Here is a 14978-nt window from a genome sequence, read left to right as displayed (position 1 = left end):
TATGTTACAGACATACAAATCCTATACCAGACGGACGCTGGCTATGCTGCTGGCAGTCCTTGTCGCAGTCGGCGCATTGTTTTCCGGCAGTTTTCCGGTTCATGCAGCCGACGGCACCATCAGCTATAAGGCAGGTGCCAATATCCCTTACGGCAGCTATTTTACCTCCCGCATGAGTTTTGACGGGAGCAATACTGCTTACTGCGTGGAACCACTGAGGAAAACACCTTCCTCTGGTTCCTATTCCTATGACCTTTTAAGCCAGAACTCCCCGCTCAGAAAAGCTCTCTACTACTTAAACGGCGGCTACGGCTACGATAAAGTCGTCAAGGATAAATATTTCAGCGGCTGGAGTGATGACAACAGCTATGTCATCGGACATCTGGTTGTCGCTTACATCTATGCCGGCAATTCTGCTGACACCGGAGCCTTCCATGGCGCTCCGCAGTCCTATATTGATAAAGCACTGGAAGTAGCCAGTGCCATCCAGGGACTTCCGAACCCGCCGGAAGGCTTTCGGGCATTCATCGTTCCGGGACAGGGCAGCCAGACCATTGCCGGAAGCTGGTATCAGGTTCCAAACGGCTGGATCGAACTGAAAAAATCTTCTGCCAACGGAAGCGTATCGGACGGGAATCCGAATTACAGCTTAAAGGGTGCTGTGTATGGGATCTATCAGGGTGAGAAGCTCATCCAGAAACTGACCACCGATGAAAACGGGTATGCCAGATCCGGCGAACTGGAGGAAGGCGATTATACCGTAAAAGAGCTCTCTGCTTCCAAAGGCTACATTGTAGACACCAAAGCTCACAAAGTCACTGTAAAAGCAGAACAGACTTCTGCTGCAAACGTAACAGAGATTCCGCAGAATAATCCCATGGATCTGGTGCTTGAAAAGCTGGATGCTGAAACAAAGAAAGCCTCCCCACAGGGAGCAGCTTCCCTTGCAAACACAGAATTTACAGTCAAGTTCTATACCGAGCAGTCTGACAGCGATCCTGCAGAAGCTGGAAAGAAACCGGCACGTACCTGGGTATTAAAAACAGACGCTTCCGGAAAGATGCATTTTACGAAAGATTATTTTATAAGCGGCGATGCCTTCTATTATACAAGTGACGGCAAAACGGTCTGCCTTCCACTTGGTACTGTAACTGTACAGGAAAGCAAAGCCCCTGCGGGTTATCAGCTCAATCCAACTATTTTTGTACAAAAGATTGAAGCGGAGGGCAATCAGGAAACCATTTCCGTATACCAGTCTTCAACCGCAGAAGAATCCGTCATTCGTGGCGGAGTCAAAATCCAGAAACGTGACATCGAAACCGGAAAAGCAAAACCGCAGGGTTCTGCCACTTTGGAAGGTGCGGTCTTTACAATTACTACTTTAAATGACAATCCTGTACTGGTAGACGGGAAATCCTATACCAAAGATCAGGTGGTCCTTACCCTTACTACAGATAAATCCGGTATTGCTGCAACTGCAAAAGATGCTCTCCCATTCGGACATTACCGTGTGGATGAAACAACTGCACCTTCCGGTTATCTGAACAGCGGAAAGATCTCTGTAGAATTTGACATCACAGAACAGGGAAAAATCGTGGAACTGACTGCAAAAGACAATTCCATCTCCAATCAGGTCATCCGCGGGGATCTGGAATTTGTCAAGATTGCTGACGGCAGCCAGAACCGTCTAGCAAATGTGCCATTTAAGATCACTTCCAAAACAACAGGCGAAAGCCATGTGATTGTGACAGATGCCAACGGTTATGCCAGCACTTCCTCCAAATGGAACAAACATACCGCAAATACCAACCGGGGTGAGTCTTCGGAAGACGGCATCTGGTTCGGCACCTCCAAACCGGATGATTCCAAAGGTGCTCTCATTTACGATACTTACACTCTGGCGGAACAGCGTTGTGATTCCAACAAAGGCATGGATCTTTTAACCTTTGAAGTCAAGGTTTATAAGGATTCTGTTCTGATACAGGTTGGAACTCTGACCGATGATGCCATTGAGATCGGCACGACTGCTCTGGATGCCGAGACCGGTACACACATGAGCCAGCCGGCAAAAGAAGTGACCATTGAAGACGTTGTGGAATACGAAGGACTGAAAAAGGGCCAGAAATACAAACTGACCGGAACCTTAATGGATAAAGAAACCGGGGAACCAATCCTTGTGGATGAAAAACCGGTGATTTCTGAAACTGAATTTACTGCAAAGAAATCCTCCGGCTCCGTCAAAGTAACCTTTACCTTTGATGCAACTTCCTTAAAGGGCAAAACAACCGTAGTCTTCGAGGAATTATATCAGGATGAGATGCAGCTTGCAGTCCATACCGACATCAACGATGAAGACCAGACCATCTATTTCCCGGAAATCAAGACTACTGCGAAAGATACGGACACGAACTCCAATATTTCCTGTGCAAAGAAAGAAATCACGCTGGTGGATACGGTTTCCTTTAAGGGGCTGGTTCCTAACCAGAAATATGAAGTGACCGGAACTCTGATGGATAAAGAAACAAAGAAACCAGTCGAAGCAGACGGAAAACCGGTGACAGCAAAAGCATCCTTCAAGCCAAAAGAATCCGCTGGTACGGTAGAGGTTACCTTTACCTTTGATGCCAGCTCCTTAAAAGGGAAAACGGTAGTTGTCTTTGAATCCCTGGCTTACAAAGACAAGGAAGTTGCCGTACACGCAGACATTGCGGATGAAGGACAGACTATTTACTTCCCGGAAATCAAAACCACTGCAACAGATGCTGCTTCCGGCACACACTATGCAAAACCGGAAAAGGAACTGACGCTTACGGATCTGGTGGAATACGAAAACCTGATCCCAGGCAAAGAGTACAAACTGACAGGCACACTCATGAATGCGGAAACCGAAAAACCGTTCGAGGTGGGCGGAAAGGCTGTGACAGCGGAAACAAGCTTCACACCGGAAGAACTAAGTGGAAGTGTCGAGCTTTCCTTTACCTTTGATGCCTCTGCTCTCTCCGGTAAAACACTCGTTGCCTTTGAAACACTTAGCTATGAAGAACACAAAGTAGCGGTACATGCGGACATCAAGGATGCCAACCAGACCATCTACTTCCCGGAAATCAAAACCACAGCCAAAGACGGCAGTGACGGGGATCAGGATGTCTCTGCTTCCAAGGAAGCGACTATCGTAGATACGGTCACTTATCATGGTCTGATGCCTGGATCTGAGTACAAAGTCATCGGAACCCTGATGAATAAGGAAACCGGAGAGGCTTTGTTAAAAGACGGAAAACCAGTTACCGCTCAGGCAGAATTTAAAGCAGAAAAAGCTGGCGGCTCTGTGGAAGTTACCTTTACCTTCGACGCTTCTGCTCTTGCAGGACAGGATGTGGTTGTCTTTGAAAAGCTCTACTATACAGACGGAAAAACCGAGCATGAGATTGCTTCCCATGAGGATCTGAAGGATGAAGGTCAGACCGTACACATGACAGAGCTTCCGAAAGAACCGGAGACGCCTCCGGTAGCTCCGCCTGTAAAGACCGGCGATGAGACGCCGCTTCTCCTGTATGCCGGAATCGCCATAGCTGCACTTGCAGGTGCAAGTGTCCTGGGCATCGTTTACTTCAAACGCAAAAAGAAACATCAGTAACTCATAACGAAGACTCCTGCAGGCAGCTCCCACATGGAACTGCCTGCTTCTTTAGTAGGTGATGAATATGAAACACCCCCACTGCAAGACAGATGCCAAGCACATCCGTCATTTTCTGAACCTCTGTGAAGGGAACTGGCACTCCTGTATCTACGTCTGGTGCCGCACTTGTAACGCACAGGAAAGCTGTGAGAACTCTGGCTTTTTATTCCATCCGGATGAAACGGGAAGCCCCTGCATCCTCCCTCTTTCAGATGCAGCGCTTTTGTTTCCCCGGATACCGGAGCCAACCGAATGTACCGGAAGCATGAGCATTGCTGCTTTTACAGAGCTTTATCTGCCCTATCTGGCCGCTCAGAAGCTGCCTTTAAAGCCATGTCCCATTCCGGCACTGCTCCGGCTTCAGGAGAACCAGCAATATGACTGGTAACAAAAAGTTGCACTTTCAGGCTCTTATACGTACAGGATATGTAAAGAAAGGAGGCACTGCCTATGTTAAACGTAATTTCAATCATCCAATGTATCGATCAGGTCTTTACGAACCTGATATTTATTCCCATGATTTTTGTCCTGTATATGAAATTCCGTCCGAAAAAGCCATGGACCAGAAGGCGCAGGAACACTTACCTGCTCTGTCTGGTACTGATCAGCTTATTCCTGCTACGGATTTTCTGTGAGAAGTTCATCTTTACACCGGTTAATTATCCACGTTTCACAGACAGCGGCTTATTCCCGCTCATCCGAGCAATTTTCTATCCCGGCATCTGAAAAATGGGGATTCGTGCCATTTAGTCCGAATCTGGGATCAGTATCCGCTTGCGTCCTATGGGAATTCATCACCTGCTTACTTACAATATAAGTATACAGTACGTACTGGTTATTCACGTACACGTTACGTATCGTGTATGTACAAGCGAGGTGAAAACAGATGAAGAAACCAAAAATCATCCGCTGCCCTTACTGCGGCGGAACAGCAATATTAAGAGATGCATCCTTTGTATATGGAACGCATTCTCATGGCGGACAGGTTTATGTCTGCTCCCACTATCCATCCTGCAATTCCTATGTCGGCGTGCATCCGGGAACCAGAACTCCCAAAGGGACTCTTGCCAACCGGGAACTCCGGCAGAAACGGATTCAGGCACACCGGATCTTCGATGAGATCTGGAAACAGGGAATCCTGAGTAAAGCGGAAGCCTACCGATGGGTGGCAGACAAGTTCTGCCTGACAGAAAAGCAGGCACACATCGGACAGTTCAGCAATTATATGTGTGACCAGCTTATCCAGGCATCCGCAGATGTCCTGAAAAACAACCATATTCCCTGCCGCCTCCGGGCGGCCAGTTGAAAGGCGGTGACAGAAGATGACTATACCACTGAATACCGCTCAAAAACAACTGGTGGAAACATCCATGGATCTGGTGCCGCAAATGATCCGTTCCATGACACGAACCTCCGCCTATGTATCCGAGGAGGAACAGCAGGAATTATGCCAGATCGGTTATCTGGCTCTGTGCCGGGCGGCTGCCCGCTTTGATAAGGACAGACCTTTCCTGCCGTATGCCAGAACCCTTATCCGCCACGCCATCTTTGACTACTGGCGGGAAACTGCCCGTGACCGCTCCATGCTGTGTTCTCTTCAGGAAACTCCGGTGGAAGGGGAATCCCTCTCCTATCAGGAACTGTTCTCCTACGAAGATGCACAGGCATCACAGCCGGAAACGGATACCGCCCAGACACTGCTGCTGGAACATATCTCCCGGCTTGGTACCGGTCAGTGCTCCACCATCCAAAAGGGAATCGCTTCCCTTTGGCTGCAGCAGCAGGGCTATACCAGTTTTGACCTTGCAAGGCACTATCAAGTACCAGCCAATCGTGTACGGGCATGGCAGAGCAAAGCACGGAAACTATTACAGCAGGATGATGCACTCTATGCACTTCTGACTTAACTTTGAAGGAGGGAACTTTTATGCTGACACTTTATACTGCTGTCGGAACCTTAAAATTTCAAAAAACGACAGGCGGAAAATCCATTCCTCTTGTAATCAACAATGGTCAAGAATATGGACTATCCGATGACGAACTGCTACTTTGGAGCTGTCTTGCTTTTCAGATTCTGACGCTCCATGAACTCCAGGATGCCTATACCCTGCGCCAGATACAGAAAGAAGATCCGAAAGGCTTATCCTTCCAACACTATCTAAACCGACTTTCCTTACGTGGTCTGGTTGTAAGCGGAATTGGACTGACAGGGGTGGATGCCTTATATCGCCTTCTCGGCAGTCTGACCATTATTCCCTTGAAGGATACCTTTCCCATCCGGCTCTTTGGTTGCATTCAGCTTTATCTGGAAGGAAGTATTTGTGCAAAAGAGTTTGGCAGATATTTAAAGAATATACCCTCTTCACCGATGGAAGATACCATTCTGAAGCTGGCTGATAAGGTATCCCTCACGACCGCTGAGCTTGTCACAAGTATGGAGCAGGAAAAAGTAATCCACAACGAATCGGATATTATGGATGAGTTATACACAGAACCGGAGACAACTTACCAAACACTTGTGGATGATGTCCAGATTCACCATACCCAGTATCCAGTGCTACAGGCTATTGCTAATTTGTACCTGAATAAACAAATCACATTTCATACATGTTAAAGGAAGGAACCTTATGCCAAAACCATTTTTTACAAAGCTGGTTGCCATCAGTGCAATCGGCTTTTTCTGTGTACTTTTTGGGTGCATCTTCGGAATTGCCACCCACGACCGACTCTTCATTCTTATGAGTCTCTTAATCGGAATCTGCAGCATCCTGCGTGCACTCAGTTTCTACCACCTGATCCATACACATGCTTATCTGTCACTGGACGTAAGCTGCACGAAACGGGAACAGACACTCTTCGGGAAAAACCAGCAATATTGGTTTGCCAGTGATAACGGAAAGGAATACGCCTTCTCACTGGAAAAGAATATCAAACTCCTAGCGGGACATCGGTATCGGCTGTACTTCCGGAAACCACAGCAGGGGACAGGGCAATCGATGCCATGTGCCGGAGATTTTCTCGGATATGAAGAACTCACCGATCAACTGCCGGAACTTCCGGAGACATCCGTTTAGACAAAATTTAAGCCTCCCAAACTGTGTAAAACAGCGCAGGAGGCTTAACCTATTTACATGTTTTCTTTTTTGATGAAAGAGTATACAAATTGTACTACACCAATAACAATCAAGACAACCGCAATAACAGTTACAGTAGTGCAGGACATTTGGTACTCCTCTGCACTATCCCCACCCGCCACTGCTGCTTGCTATGCTACTCTTCCTAACAGTGGCATTATTTCTTTCAAAAGAGAAGTACCCGCTATCATAAGCAAGCCCAATATAATTTCTATACTTCCCAAAACATACACAATCTTTTTCATATCTAACACCCTTTCCTGCTTTTATAACTCAAAAGTTTCTAATTTGATCTGTTCGATCAACTGAAATTTGTCGCTTACGAGGTCAAATCCTTACTTATAACTTACGGACTTACCATTTCCAATGGGAAAGTTACACTCCAATTTCCTGTGATAAGTGTGTCACTCGTCACAAAATATCCATATGCATCATATTCAGCTAGTTCAATATCTGACAAATCGTAAATATACTCTACATATCTCTCTTGATATTCACTATCAGTAGAAAATTCAACATTTGCATTACAAGTGATTTTCTCACCCTCATTATTTTGAAAATAAATATAACCATGATTATCAGTTTTCAAAACGTTTTCATATCTAACTTGTATATGCAGATCCCCGTCTACATAGCCCATAGCTGTAATATCCACACCCTCAACAGGAGAATAAAGTATACCTGTTGCTTTCAATGCACGGAAATTGTTTTCGACTTCACTATAGTTTGTTCCACTGCCACCAAAAATGTGAGTTGGGGTAACTGTTTCAGGTGCAGTGCTAATATTGTTCATATCCAAATCAGATAATACCATATCATACTCCTGTTTGTTGCTCAACATTTCTCTGACACGAAAGGTGATTTTTTCACCTATAATGTCCTGCTCATTCCATTGCGATATAGAAATCAGGAAAGTGGCGGTTTTCGTTTTGGTATCGTAACTTATATTTTCGCATGAACTGCTACAATCAAAAGGTGTATTGATACTATAGCTGTCAAATAGATCTGTTGTTTCATCAATTTTATCTCCGTCAATATCTTGTGCAGAAATAAAAATCTTTGCTTCGCTACCCTCAACATAAGCCGAAATGACCTCGAACTTAATACCATTATCCTCGCAAGACATTCTAACAGGCTTTAACTTTTGGGCGATTGTTGGAGATACCTTGTAGAGCAGATTGTAAGCAGGTTCATAGTCAGCTGCTGCCAATGCCGGAACAGACATTGTAAAGACAAGCATAATTGTAGCAGCAGCGGCAACAGCTCTCCTCATAATGAAATGTTTTCTTACACCCTTTTTCCCAATTTGAAAATCTGCAGCTTCTTCGATATACCGATTACTGATATTACTAATCGCATCAGAGATATTTCTTCTTGTCATATTTTCACTCCCTCTTTCTTTAGATATTTCTTCAGTTTTTCCCTAATCCTGAAAAGACGAACAGATACATCGTTGCTGCTTATCTGAAACTTCTCCGCAATATCTGATATAGAATCTGAATACCAATAACGCCGCACAAACATAACTCGATTCTCTTTGTCCAATGTATCAAGAAAATCATCAATAATGCGTGACAGTTCTTTTGCGTCTAGTTCAGATTCAATCGTCTTACCCGATGGAATACAACTTTCCAACTCATCTAAGGCAACATCATAGAAACTGTTACGCTTGACAGATGTATTGGAATGATACTTTTTGATAGACAGATTACGAACAATTCGACTGATATACGTCAACAATGGATTTGGATTCTGAGGCGGTATTGTATTCCATGCGCCTAAATAAGCGTCATTAACACATTCTTCTGCATCAAGTTTGTTATTTAAGATATTATTTGCAATTTTGCTACATACAGAACCATATTTTTGCGACAGCTCCACAATCGCTTGTTCTGAGCGCGCATAAAACAACTCAATAATTTTGCTATCGTCCAATCCTGGCATCACCGTCCTTTCTGCCTCATCTATGTACTACGCTTTCAAAACGAAATCTTACAAGGAAATTGAAAATATTTTCAATTATAATATATTTTTATGTTCTCCTGTTTGCTATGAGTAGTGTAGAGCCACTTTGCATAAATGAAAGAAGGCGCCTTCGCTTTTTGTGAGCGGAGCCGCCTCTTAACCTAACCATAAATATGCTATTTCAAATTTTCAATTCGAACAAGCTGAGATTTGTATGTTCTCAATCAATAGAAGAAGCGGAATTATATCCTACCACACCAAGCTTCTTCATTTTTACCTCGCCACAGAAGATAATCATTATCGTATTAAGAATCTTTCAATTCCATGATAACTATTTCCGGTCGATTGTTGATTCGCACCAGAATAATACTGTTTCCAATACCTCTGCTCACAATCATAGTTGTTCCATTCTCTGTATAGGTGCCTGCGTCATATTTCGGGAAAAGTCCTTGACCAGGAGCAATAACTCATCCCCAAAATGGCAATCGAAATTCCTCCATAAATTCACTTCTCCGCACCCTATTTCAATTCAGTTCTCAATATTTCGATTTCATCAATATTTTCAATTCTAAGTAATTTCGTAATCTGATTATTCTTCTTATCAGTAAACCGGACTTTCATCCACTCATCATCCGTATCCAACACCAGACATTTCATTTCTGTACTTCCCACCAACTGTAAAGCATCATCTGATTTTATTTTACACTCCGTATTGACCAATTCATTTATCAATTTTGACATATTATTTTCACCTCGTTGTTTTCTTTCCAATCTTTTCACCGCTGCTTCAAGCCTTTTTACCTTCCCAGGATATGAGGAATAACAAAGCAACACAGCTAATGCAATGAATCCTATCCATTCCATAATCTTACAACCTCCTTCTCTGGTCGATTCTGTCTAATGCACACATTATACTCCACACACATCAAAACAACAATTTATTCTCTGCCTTTTTCCGCCCCGCCAGATACCTGTGCCGGTATTTAAGTTCTGCATACTCTGTGATTCGTTTCATGTAGACTGCATCATAAGCTCCGCCTACAGCACCAACCACCGGAATTCCCTGTAAGAACTTCATATACAGAAGCTCTTTTGACAAAGCTCCCGCTGTTTGTTCGATCTGCTCCTTATCCTGATACTCTTCCGGCAGTATTCCACTTCTGATAAATTCATTCAGTTTACCATCCATCTCACAAAGCGTTTCACCGGAGGATACTGCTCCCTGTATCAACAGCAAGATAAAATACTTTTCTTCTCTGCTTTCATAACTGAACCCGTATTGTAAAGCAGTCTCGTAAATATTCCTTAAAATCATCCCTGTAAATACCGGAATATCCGGCAGACCGATTCCCAATACGCCCATCCCGATTCCGGACGCACCGGATAGCAGCAAATTCTTCGTTCCCGTATCTCTTGCCTTTTTAGAAAAAGAGAGGAGGGATTTGGAATTCTGTTTTACATCCGCCGTATACTGCCGCACCTGATAATCCTGCTCCAGTTTTGCCCGCTGATACGTCTTTTCAATAACCCCGGTTCCTTTCTCGAAAATCAGAGCAAATGCCTTTGCAAAAGCGGTATCCAATGTTTTCTGAAGTTTCGGCGGTATCTTTTCCTCCAGTTTCTGATTCAGAATGCTCTCCCTTTTCTCTGAACGCTTCTGAAGGAATCTCTGCTCCTGTACTTCCAGCTTTTCCCACTCCTTCTGAAGCGGTGTCCTTTTATCAAATAATCGCATCTTAATACACCTCCGCACCAAACGGCATCAATGCCAGTTTCGCCAGTTTAAACTGCTGCAAACCAAACGGGATTCCGATAATCGTCACACATAAAGCTGCACCCAACGCCAGATGTTCCAGTGCAAGAGGCAGACCGGATACGATCAGCCAGATGATATTCAAAAGGAACGAACCAGCTCCGCCACCATACTGCACCTCTTTTCCAAAGGGGAAAAAACTAAGCGCCGCAAATTTAAAGCACTGCATCCCTACCGGAATCCCCACAACGGTAATACACCAAAGGCAGCCTGCCAGACACCAGCTCAGCCCGCTGACTGCGCCGCCAAACACAAACCACAACACATTTCCCAGACATCCCATATGCTACACCTCCACATTCATTCGATTTCTCACATCAGCAAGTATCGTTTCTATCCGGTTGATGGCATCATCCACCTGTTCTCTTGCATCTGCAATCTTGCTCTGCACCATGTAATCTGCCACCAGCCCGTCCAGAAAGAAATCCGCAAAGGAAAGGAAGCTGCCGATTTCCATGCGCAGATCCAAGGAAACCTGCACATCTCTTAATTCTCTCTGAAAACGCTGAATATCGCTTTTCGCCTGTTCCATCAACGCAGCTGCGTCATTCATTTTAGAATGCTTCACAAAGTCACTGATAAAGCCTCCTCCAAGCATATCAAAAATGCCCCAGTTTCTCGCACTTCCCAACTTATCCCTTGCTGCGTAAAGGCTCTGAAGCGCCCGCTCCCCTGCCTGTACTGCTTCCTGCATTTCCCGTTTCATCATTTCGTTACTCATCGTTTATCCTCTCTTTCTTTTTAGCAGACTATTGCGGCAGATTTTCTATATTTCATAATAAAAAAAGACTCCTATCATGACCTCTGCCACAATAAAAGTCTTGCTATCTCATTTGCTACGGGTATCTCTCGATACCGGTTGTCGGTTACAAAACCACCTCTTTCAAGGCGTTCAGCTACTCCCTTTTTTGCTTGAGATGAATATAACATATTGGAAATAATTTGTCAAATCATGCATTTTTCTTTTCCAACCGTTCCGCTTCTCTGGCAAATACATGCGAGATATCAAACAGTTCCGGTACATCTGATATGGTACACACATTCACACAATAATTGAGCCATGGAAATTCTTTTGTCATCTGATAAATAACTGCCATGGCTTTTGCTTCTGACATTGCTTCCACCGAATGATATCCCGATCCCTGAATATGCTCAAATCCGTTTGCTTCAAAAAAGTCCCTTACATCCGCATATGCATTATGCCAGTCACCTTTCGGATAATATTCCTTTAGTGCTTGTGTATTCAGGTCAAAATTGATGCCTTTCCTCTGTAAGCTGTCCATCTGTTAGTTCCTTATAAAGTCTGTAATCAGGTTCTCCTTTTCTGTTCCGTTATACCAGAAACACTCTAACAAATTCTCTGCAATTCCTACGGAGTTTTTCAACTGAAAGATTGCTGCCCAGAATCTTCCATAGTCCTGCTTGCGTCCCCGGTCAAGATAAATCCTGCTTCCAAGGGCTTTGACTGCACAGCTTAAATCCTCCTGCTCAAAAATCTGATCTGCCTGTTCACACATCTGATTTACCGTTTCCGGAGCGAGCTTGCTTGTATCAAATTTAAGTTCTACTTTATACATTATACTCATCCTTTCATACAACAAATGACTGAGTGACTCTTCTCTTTCTACTGTAATTCTACCATGAAACCTATATAAAGTCATTCCCCATTTTCACTTGCTTTAATATAAATTTTTCCTTTTATTTTGGAAACACAATCTCCACACAGAACTCATTCCCTTCTATCCGGGCGCTGATTTTCCCATCCATACGAAGTACCAGCTCTTTCGCAATTGATAAGCCGAGACCGCTGGAAGTCTTACTGCGTGCTTCATCCGCTTTATAAAACCGTTCAAACACCTGATCTACATTTATTTTTTCCACATGACATACTTGATTTTTTATCTGTATCCGGATGTTGTTTTCAACTTCTTCCAGTGAAATACTGATTTTCTTCTCCCCGTGATCCAGTCCGTTTTTTATGATATTCTGAAAAATTCTCTGGATTCCCTGTTCATTTCCGTTCATAAACAGCAGTTTATCTGTAATCTGTATCTCCGGTTCAATTCCTCTGCCCGTCCATTCATCGTAGTAGGAAAATATGGTATCTTTCAAAATCTTGTTGATACAGCAGGATGACATTTCCAGATGAAAAGAATCGTTTTTAAGTTTTGTAAAAGTAAATAATTCTTCCAGCATTTCTTTCAGGCTGCCGATTCTCTCCTGTATGATCTTCATATACCGTCTCTGCTCTTCCTGGTCTTCACAGGTTTCCATTAACTGAAAATATCCGTCAAGGGATGTCAAAGGAGTACGGATATCATGTGAGAGATTTGTATATGTATCCGAAATCATCTCCTCTTTCTTCAAGTATTCCTTCTTTTCCCTTCGCTTCAGTTCCAGCCATTCGTTTAAAACATCTGCCAACTCACCAATGCCTCCAAAATCCATTTCTCTGGTAATCAGCATGTTGCTGTCGTGCTTCATCAGAAACGACAACTGGCGGCAGATGTCTTTCACCTGCCGCTGGTATTTCCAAAATAACATTCCTTGTACCAGTATCACTGCTATCAATAGCACGAACCCTAGTTTTATCATTTAGATATCTCTCTTTCTGAATACCCATGCTGTCAGTAATGTAACCACGATTCCGAACGCCGCCGCAATCACAACTGCCGTCAGGCATTCCTTATTGGTCGGTGACATGGATAAAAGTGCAATCTTTCCTGTCACTGTATATTTCAAAATCTGGAAATTCTCCACACCTGCCTTCTGGATCAAATGATTGATCACTCCGTATAAGACAATCATGGTATTCATGCACAGGCAGATAACAATCGTCATGCTGAACACGTTGCTGTTCAAAACCACCGCAATCGCCATACTGATTAGTACCAGTGCATAATGAAGCAAAATCTGAATACCAAAGTATCTCAGCAACTCGCTTCCATTCCCCCACTCCAGATATCCGAAGTACATCTGCTGTGCAATAATCTGAATGATGAAATAAAGCAGCATGGTAACAGTCGTATACACAAACAACACGGAAGCTTTGGAAAAGATCAGGTTTCTCCGGCTCCTTACCTGCCCGCCGATATTTTTAATATAACCGCTTCCTATATCTGCACTGGAAAACAGCACTGTAAAAATCACCAGAAACAACGCCACAAACTTCGCCTGCAGGTTTGCATATACCTGATCAAAGACCGTTACTTTTTCTCCCGGCTGTGTCGGCAGGAATACGGACATTCCCATATTGATGGTTTCTGGTTTCACTGTTTCTGCAATGCTTTCTGTCTGCTGTTGTTCCGCTTCCTTGTTCATCGTATCAATATCCAGTTTCGACATGGATGTGGAGAAGAATATAGCTGCCGCCATCACAATCCATACCACATACATACTTTTTGTCCGGACCATCCGGTACAGATCCATTTTTATCATATTAAGCATTTTGATTCCCTCCTGTCAGATTCAAGAAATAGGTTTCCAGTTCTTCACTGGTAATGGAAATTCCATTGACCAAAATTCCTGCTTTTGCCAGTTCCATATTGACATTGGCGCTTTCATTCAATCGTTCAAATATATGGATATGGCTCTTATCTGTAACCTGATAGTTGGTAAATCCCATTCTGTCCAGAATCGGGACTGCCTGCTCCGGATGGATTAACTCTATTTCAATCCGTTCACTGCAGCGTTTCATCAGTTCTTCGCTTGTCAGCTCCTGCAGAAGACTTCCATTATGGATAATTCCATAATCCGTTGCAATCTTAGATAATTCCTCTAAAATATGACTGGATATCAAAATCGTCATATTCCGTTCATCTCGCAGTCTCTGTATGGTATCACGCACCTCTGCAATTCCCTGGGGATCAAGCCCATTGATCGGTTCATCAAGGACCAGGAGATCCGGCTCCCCGACCAGTGCCAGCCCGATTCCGAGACGCTGCTTCATTCCAAGGGAAAAATGTTTCGTTTTTTTCTTTCCGACACCTTCCAGTCCGACCGTCTCTAAGATATCTTCGATGTATCCCTTTTTCCGAATACCAAACAATTCACATTTTATTTTCAGGTTTGTATATGCATTCATGTTGCCATACAGCCCCGGTGCTTCAATCAGACACCCCACACGAGAACGAATCCTCTCCAGTTCTTTTCCTTTACACCCGAACATCTCAATCTCTCCAGCTGTCGGTCTTGCAAGTCCACTGATCATCTTCAGGCAAGTCGTCTTTCCCGCACCGTTCCGTCCGATAAATCCATAGATAGCACCCTTTTTTATGTGAAGGTTTACTTTATCCACTGCCTTATGATGACCATACTGCTTCGTCAATCCATTTGTACTTAATAACAATTCACTCAATGCTTTCATCTCCTTTTCTTATCTGCTGTTATC

General features: G+C 43.8%; 18 protein-coding genes and 1 pseudogene. 7 read left to right on the top strand and 12 right to left on the bottom strand.

The genetic code is table 11. The features are described 5' to 3' along the window. Position 1: 1 nt before the first annotated feature. From ETP43_RS02555 to ETP43_RS02530, 7 genes are all read left to right on the top strand, one after another. A complete protein-coding gene (locus ETP43_RS02555; RefSeq protein WP_243114163.1) occupies positions 2–3634 on the top strand; it encodes a VaFE repeat-containing surface-anchored protein in 3633 nt (1210 codons plus the stop codon). Between the two features lie 61 nt (positions 3635–3695). Continuing rightward, a complete protein-coding gene (locus tag ETP43_RS16990) occupies positions 3696–4064 on the top strand; it encodes a hypothetical protein (protein ID WP_136017835.1) in 369 nt (122 codons plus the stop codon). Continuing rightward, a complete protein-coding gene (locus ETP43_RS02550) occupies positions 4054–4311 on the top strand; it encodes a hypothetical protein (protein ID WP_181951930.1) in 258 nt (85 codons plus the stop codon). Before ETP43_RS16990 ends, ETP43_RS02550 begins: the two co-directional genes overlap by 11 nt. A 251-nt stretch (positions 4312–4562) precedes the next feature. Continuing rightward, positions 4563–4982 carry a DUF3268 family zinc-finger domain-containing protein gene (locus ETP43_RS02545; RefSeq protein ID WP_117603936.1) on the top strand — a complete coding sequence of 140 codons (420 nt, stop codon included), beginning with the start codon at positions 4563–4565 and terminating at the stop codon, positions 4980–4982. Between the two features lie 16 nt (positions 4983–4998). Beyond that, positions 4999–5583 (top strand): sigma-70 family RNA polymerase sigma factor, encoded by a 585-nt coding sequence (locus ETP43_RS02540; RefSeq protein WP_117603935.1) that lies wholly within the window; start codon positions 4999–5001, stop codon positions 5581–5583. 20 nt (positions 5584–5603) lie between these two features. Next, the gene (locus ETP43_RS02535; RefSeq protein WP_117603934.1) at positions 5604–6290 is read left to right on the top strand and encodes a cell division protein; all 687 of its coding nucleotides are present in this window, start codon (positions 5604–5606) and stop codon (positions 6288–6290) included. Between the two features lie 13 nt (positions 6291–6303). Continuing rightward, a complete protein-coding gene (locus ETP43_RS02530) occupies positions 6304–6750 on the top strand; it encodes a hypothetical protein (protein WP_117603933.1) in 447 nt (148 codons plus the stop codon). Between the two features lie 406 nt (positions 6751–7156). Here the strand turns inward: ETP43_RS02530 and ETP43_RS02525 are convergent, their stop codons facing one another. From ETP43_RS02525 to ETP43_RS02470, 12 genes and pseudogenes are all read right to left on the bottom strand, one after another. Next, positions 7157–8191, bottom strand: a complete 1035-nt coding sequence (locus ETP43_RS02525) for a DUF4179 domain-containing protein (protein WP_129256954.1) — start codon at positions 8189–8191, stop codon at positions 7157–7159. Continuing rightward, complete coding sequence (locus ETP43_RS02520; RefSeq protein ID WP_117603931.1) at positions 8188–8754, bottom strand: RNA polymerase sigma factor; 567 nt, start codon at positions 8752–8754, stop codon at positions 8188–8190. The genes ETP43_RS02525 and ETP43_RS02520 overlap by 4 nt, the downstream gene beginning before the upstream one ends. 326 nt (positions 8755–9080) lie before the next feature. After that, positions 9081–9269: pseudogene (locus ETP43_RS18210) on the bottom strand (metallophosphoesterase); the annotation flags it as partial. Positions 9270–9294: 25 nt separating this feature from the next. Further along, entirely contained in the window at positions 9295–9639 is a 345-nt protein-coding gene (locus tag ETP43_RS02510) for a hypothetical protein (protein WP_117603930.1), read from the bottom strand. A 61-nt stretch (positions 9640–9700) separates the two neighbouring features. After that, positions 9701–10510 carry an EcsC family protein gene (locus tag ETP43_RS02505; protein ID WP_117603929.1) on the bottom strand — a complete coding sequence of 270 codons (810 nt, stop codon included), beginning with the start codon at positions 10508–10510 and terminating at the stop codon, positions 9701–9703. Position 10511: 1 nt separating this feature from the next. Beyond that, positions 10512–10871 carry a YccF domain-containing protein gene (locus ETP43_RS02500; RefSeq protein WP_055248419.1) on the bottom strand — a complete coding sequence of 120 codons (360 nt, stop codon included), beginning with the start codon at positions 10869–10871 and terminating at the stop codon, positions 10512–10514. Between the two features lie 3 nt (positions 10872–10874). Continuing rightward, positions 10875–11309, bottom strand: coding sequence for a hypothetical protein (locus tag ETP43_RS02495; RefSeq protein ID WP_117603928.1), 435 nt, complete (start codon positions 11307–11309; stop codon positions 10875–10877). Between the two features lie 229 nt (positions 11310–11538). Then, positions 11539–11871: a hypothetical protein gene (locus ETP43_RS02490; protein WP_005333489.1), complete on the bottom strand. Its 333-nt coding sequence runs from the start codon at positions 11869–11871 to the stop codon at positions 11539–11541. 3 nt (positions 11872–11874) lie between these two features. Then, entirely contained in the window at positions 11875–12165 is a 291-nt protein-coding gene (locus ETP43_RS02485) for a hypothetical protein (protein ID WP_022415108.1), read from the bottom strand. A gap of 121 nt (positions 12166–12286) precedes the next feature. Next, on the bottom strand, positions 12287–13183 hold the full coding sequence (locus ETP43_RS02480) for a sensor histidine kinase (protein WP_005333486.1): 897 nt from the start codon (positions 13181–13183) through the stop codon (positions 12287–12289). Beyond that, positions 13184–14035, bottom strand: a complete 852-nt coding sequence (locus ETP43_RS02475) for an ABC transporter permease (RefSeq protein WP_008373910.1) — start codon at positions 14033–14035, stop codon at positions 13184–13186. Beyond that, the gene (locus ETP43_RS02470; protein ID WP_008373911.1) at positions 14028–14954 is read right to left on the bottom strand and encodes an ABC transporter ATP-binding protein; all 927 of its coding nucleotides are present in this window, start codon (positions 14952–14954) and stop codon (positions 14028–14030) included. Before ETP43_RS02470 ends, ETP43_RS02475 begins: the two co-directional genes overlap by 8 nt. Positions 14955–14978: the final 24 nt, after the last annotated feature.

The sequence above is a fragment of the Blautia faecicola genome (genome assembly GCF_004123145.1).
Lineage (GTDB): Bacteria > Bacillota > Clostridia > Lachnospirales > Lachnospiraceae > Oliverpabstia > Oliverpabstia faecicola.
The sequence above is the reverse complement of the archived record's forward strand: the minus strand, read 5'-3'. Positions and strand labels throughout refer to the sequence as shown.

Excerpts from the sequence above, each read along its gene's own strand:
- ETP43_RS02535 (WP_117603934.1), top strand. The coding sequence starts at position 5,604 with ATGCTGACACTTTATACTGCTGTCGGAACCTTAAAATTTCAAAAAACG.
- ETP43_RS02550 (WP_181951930.1), top strand. The coding sequence starts at position 4,054 with ATGACTGGTAACAAAAAGTTGCACTTTCAGGCTCTTATACGTACAGGA.
- ETP43_RS02495 (WP_117603928.1), bottom strand. The coding sequence starts at position 11,309 with ATGAGTAACGAAATGATGAAACGGGAAATGCAGGAAGCAGTACAGGCA.
- ETP43_RS02490 (WP_005333489.1), bottom strand. The coding sequence starts at position 11,871 with ATGGACAGCTTACAGAGGAAAGGCATCAATTTTGACCTGAATACACAA.
- ETP43_RS02520 (WP_117603931.1), bottom strand. The coding sequence starts at position 8,754 with ATGCCAGGATTGGACGATAGCAAAATTATTGAGTTGTTTTATGCGCGC.
- ETP43_RS02530 (WP_117603933.1), top strand. The coding sequence starts at position 6,304 with ATGCCAAAACCATTTTTTACAAAGCTGGTTGCCATCAGTGCAATCGGC.
- ETP43_RS02485 (WP_022415108.1), bottom strand. The coding sequence starts at position 12,165 with ATGTATAAAGTAGAACTTAAATTTGATACAAGCAAGCTCGCTCCGGAA.
- ETP43_RS02505 (WP_117603929.1), bottom strand. The coding sequence starts at position 10,510 with ATGCGATTATTTGATAAAAGGACACCGCTTCAGAAGGAGTGGGAAAAG.
- ETP43_RS02470 (WP_008373911.1), bottom strand. The coding sequence starts at position 14,954 with ATGAAAGCATTGAGTGAATTGTTATTAAGTACAAATGGATTGACGAAG.
- ETP43_RS02540 (WP_117603935.1), top strand. The coding sequence starts at position 4,999 with ATGACTATACCACTGAATACCGCTCAAAAACAACTGGTGGAAACATCC.
- ETP43_RS02480 (WP_005333486.1), bottom strand. The coding sequence starts at position 13,183 with ATGATAAAACTAGGGTTCGTGCTATTGATAGCAGTGATACTGGTACAA.
- ETP43_RS02525 (WP_129256954.1), bottom strand. The coding sequence starts at position 8,191 with ATGACAAGAAGAAATATCTCTGATGCGATTAGTAATATCAGTAATCGG.
- ETP43_RS02500 (WP_055248419.1), bottom strand. The coding sequence starts at position 10,871 with ATGGGATGTCTGGGAAATGTGTTGTGGTTTGTGTTTGGCGGCGCAGTC.
- ETP43_RS02475 (WP_008373910.1), bottom strand. The coding sequence starts at position 14,035 with ATGCTTAATATGATAAAAATGGATCTGTACCGGATGGTCCGGACAAAA.
- ETP43_RS16990 (WP_136017835.1), top strand. The coding sequence starts at position 3,696 with ATGAATATGAAACACCCCCACTGCAAGACAGATGCCAAGCACATCCGT.
- ETP43_RS02510 (WP_117603930.1), bottom strand. The coding sequence starts at position 9,639 with ATGGAATGGATAGGATTCATTGCATTAGCTGTGTTGCTTTGTTATTCC.
- ETP43_RS02555 (WP_243114163.1), top strand. The coding sequence starts at position 2 with ATGTTACAGACATACAAATCCTATACCAGACGGACGCTGGCTATGCTG.
- ETP43_RS02545 (WP_117603936.1), top strand. The coding sequence starts at position 4,563 with ATGAAGAAACCAAAAATCATCCGCTGCCCTTACTGCGGCGGAACAGCA.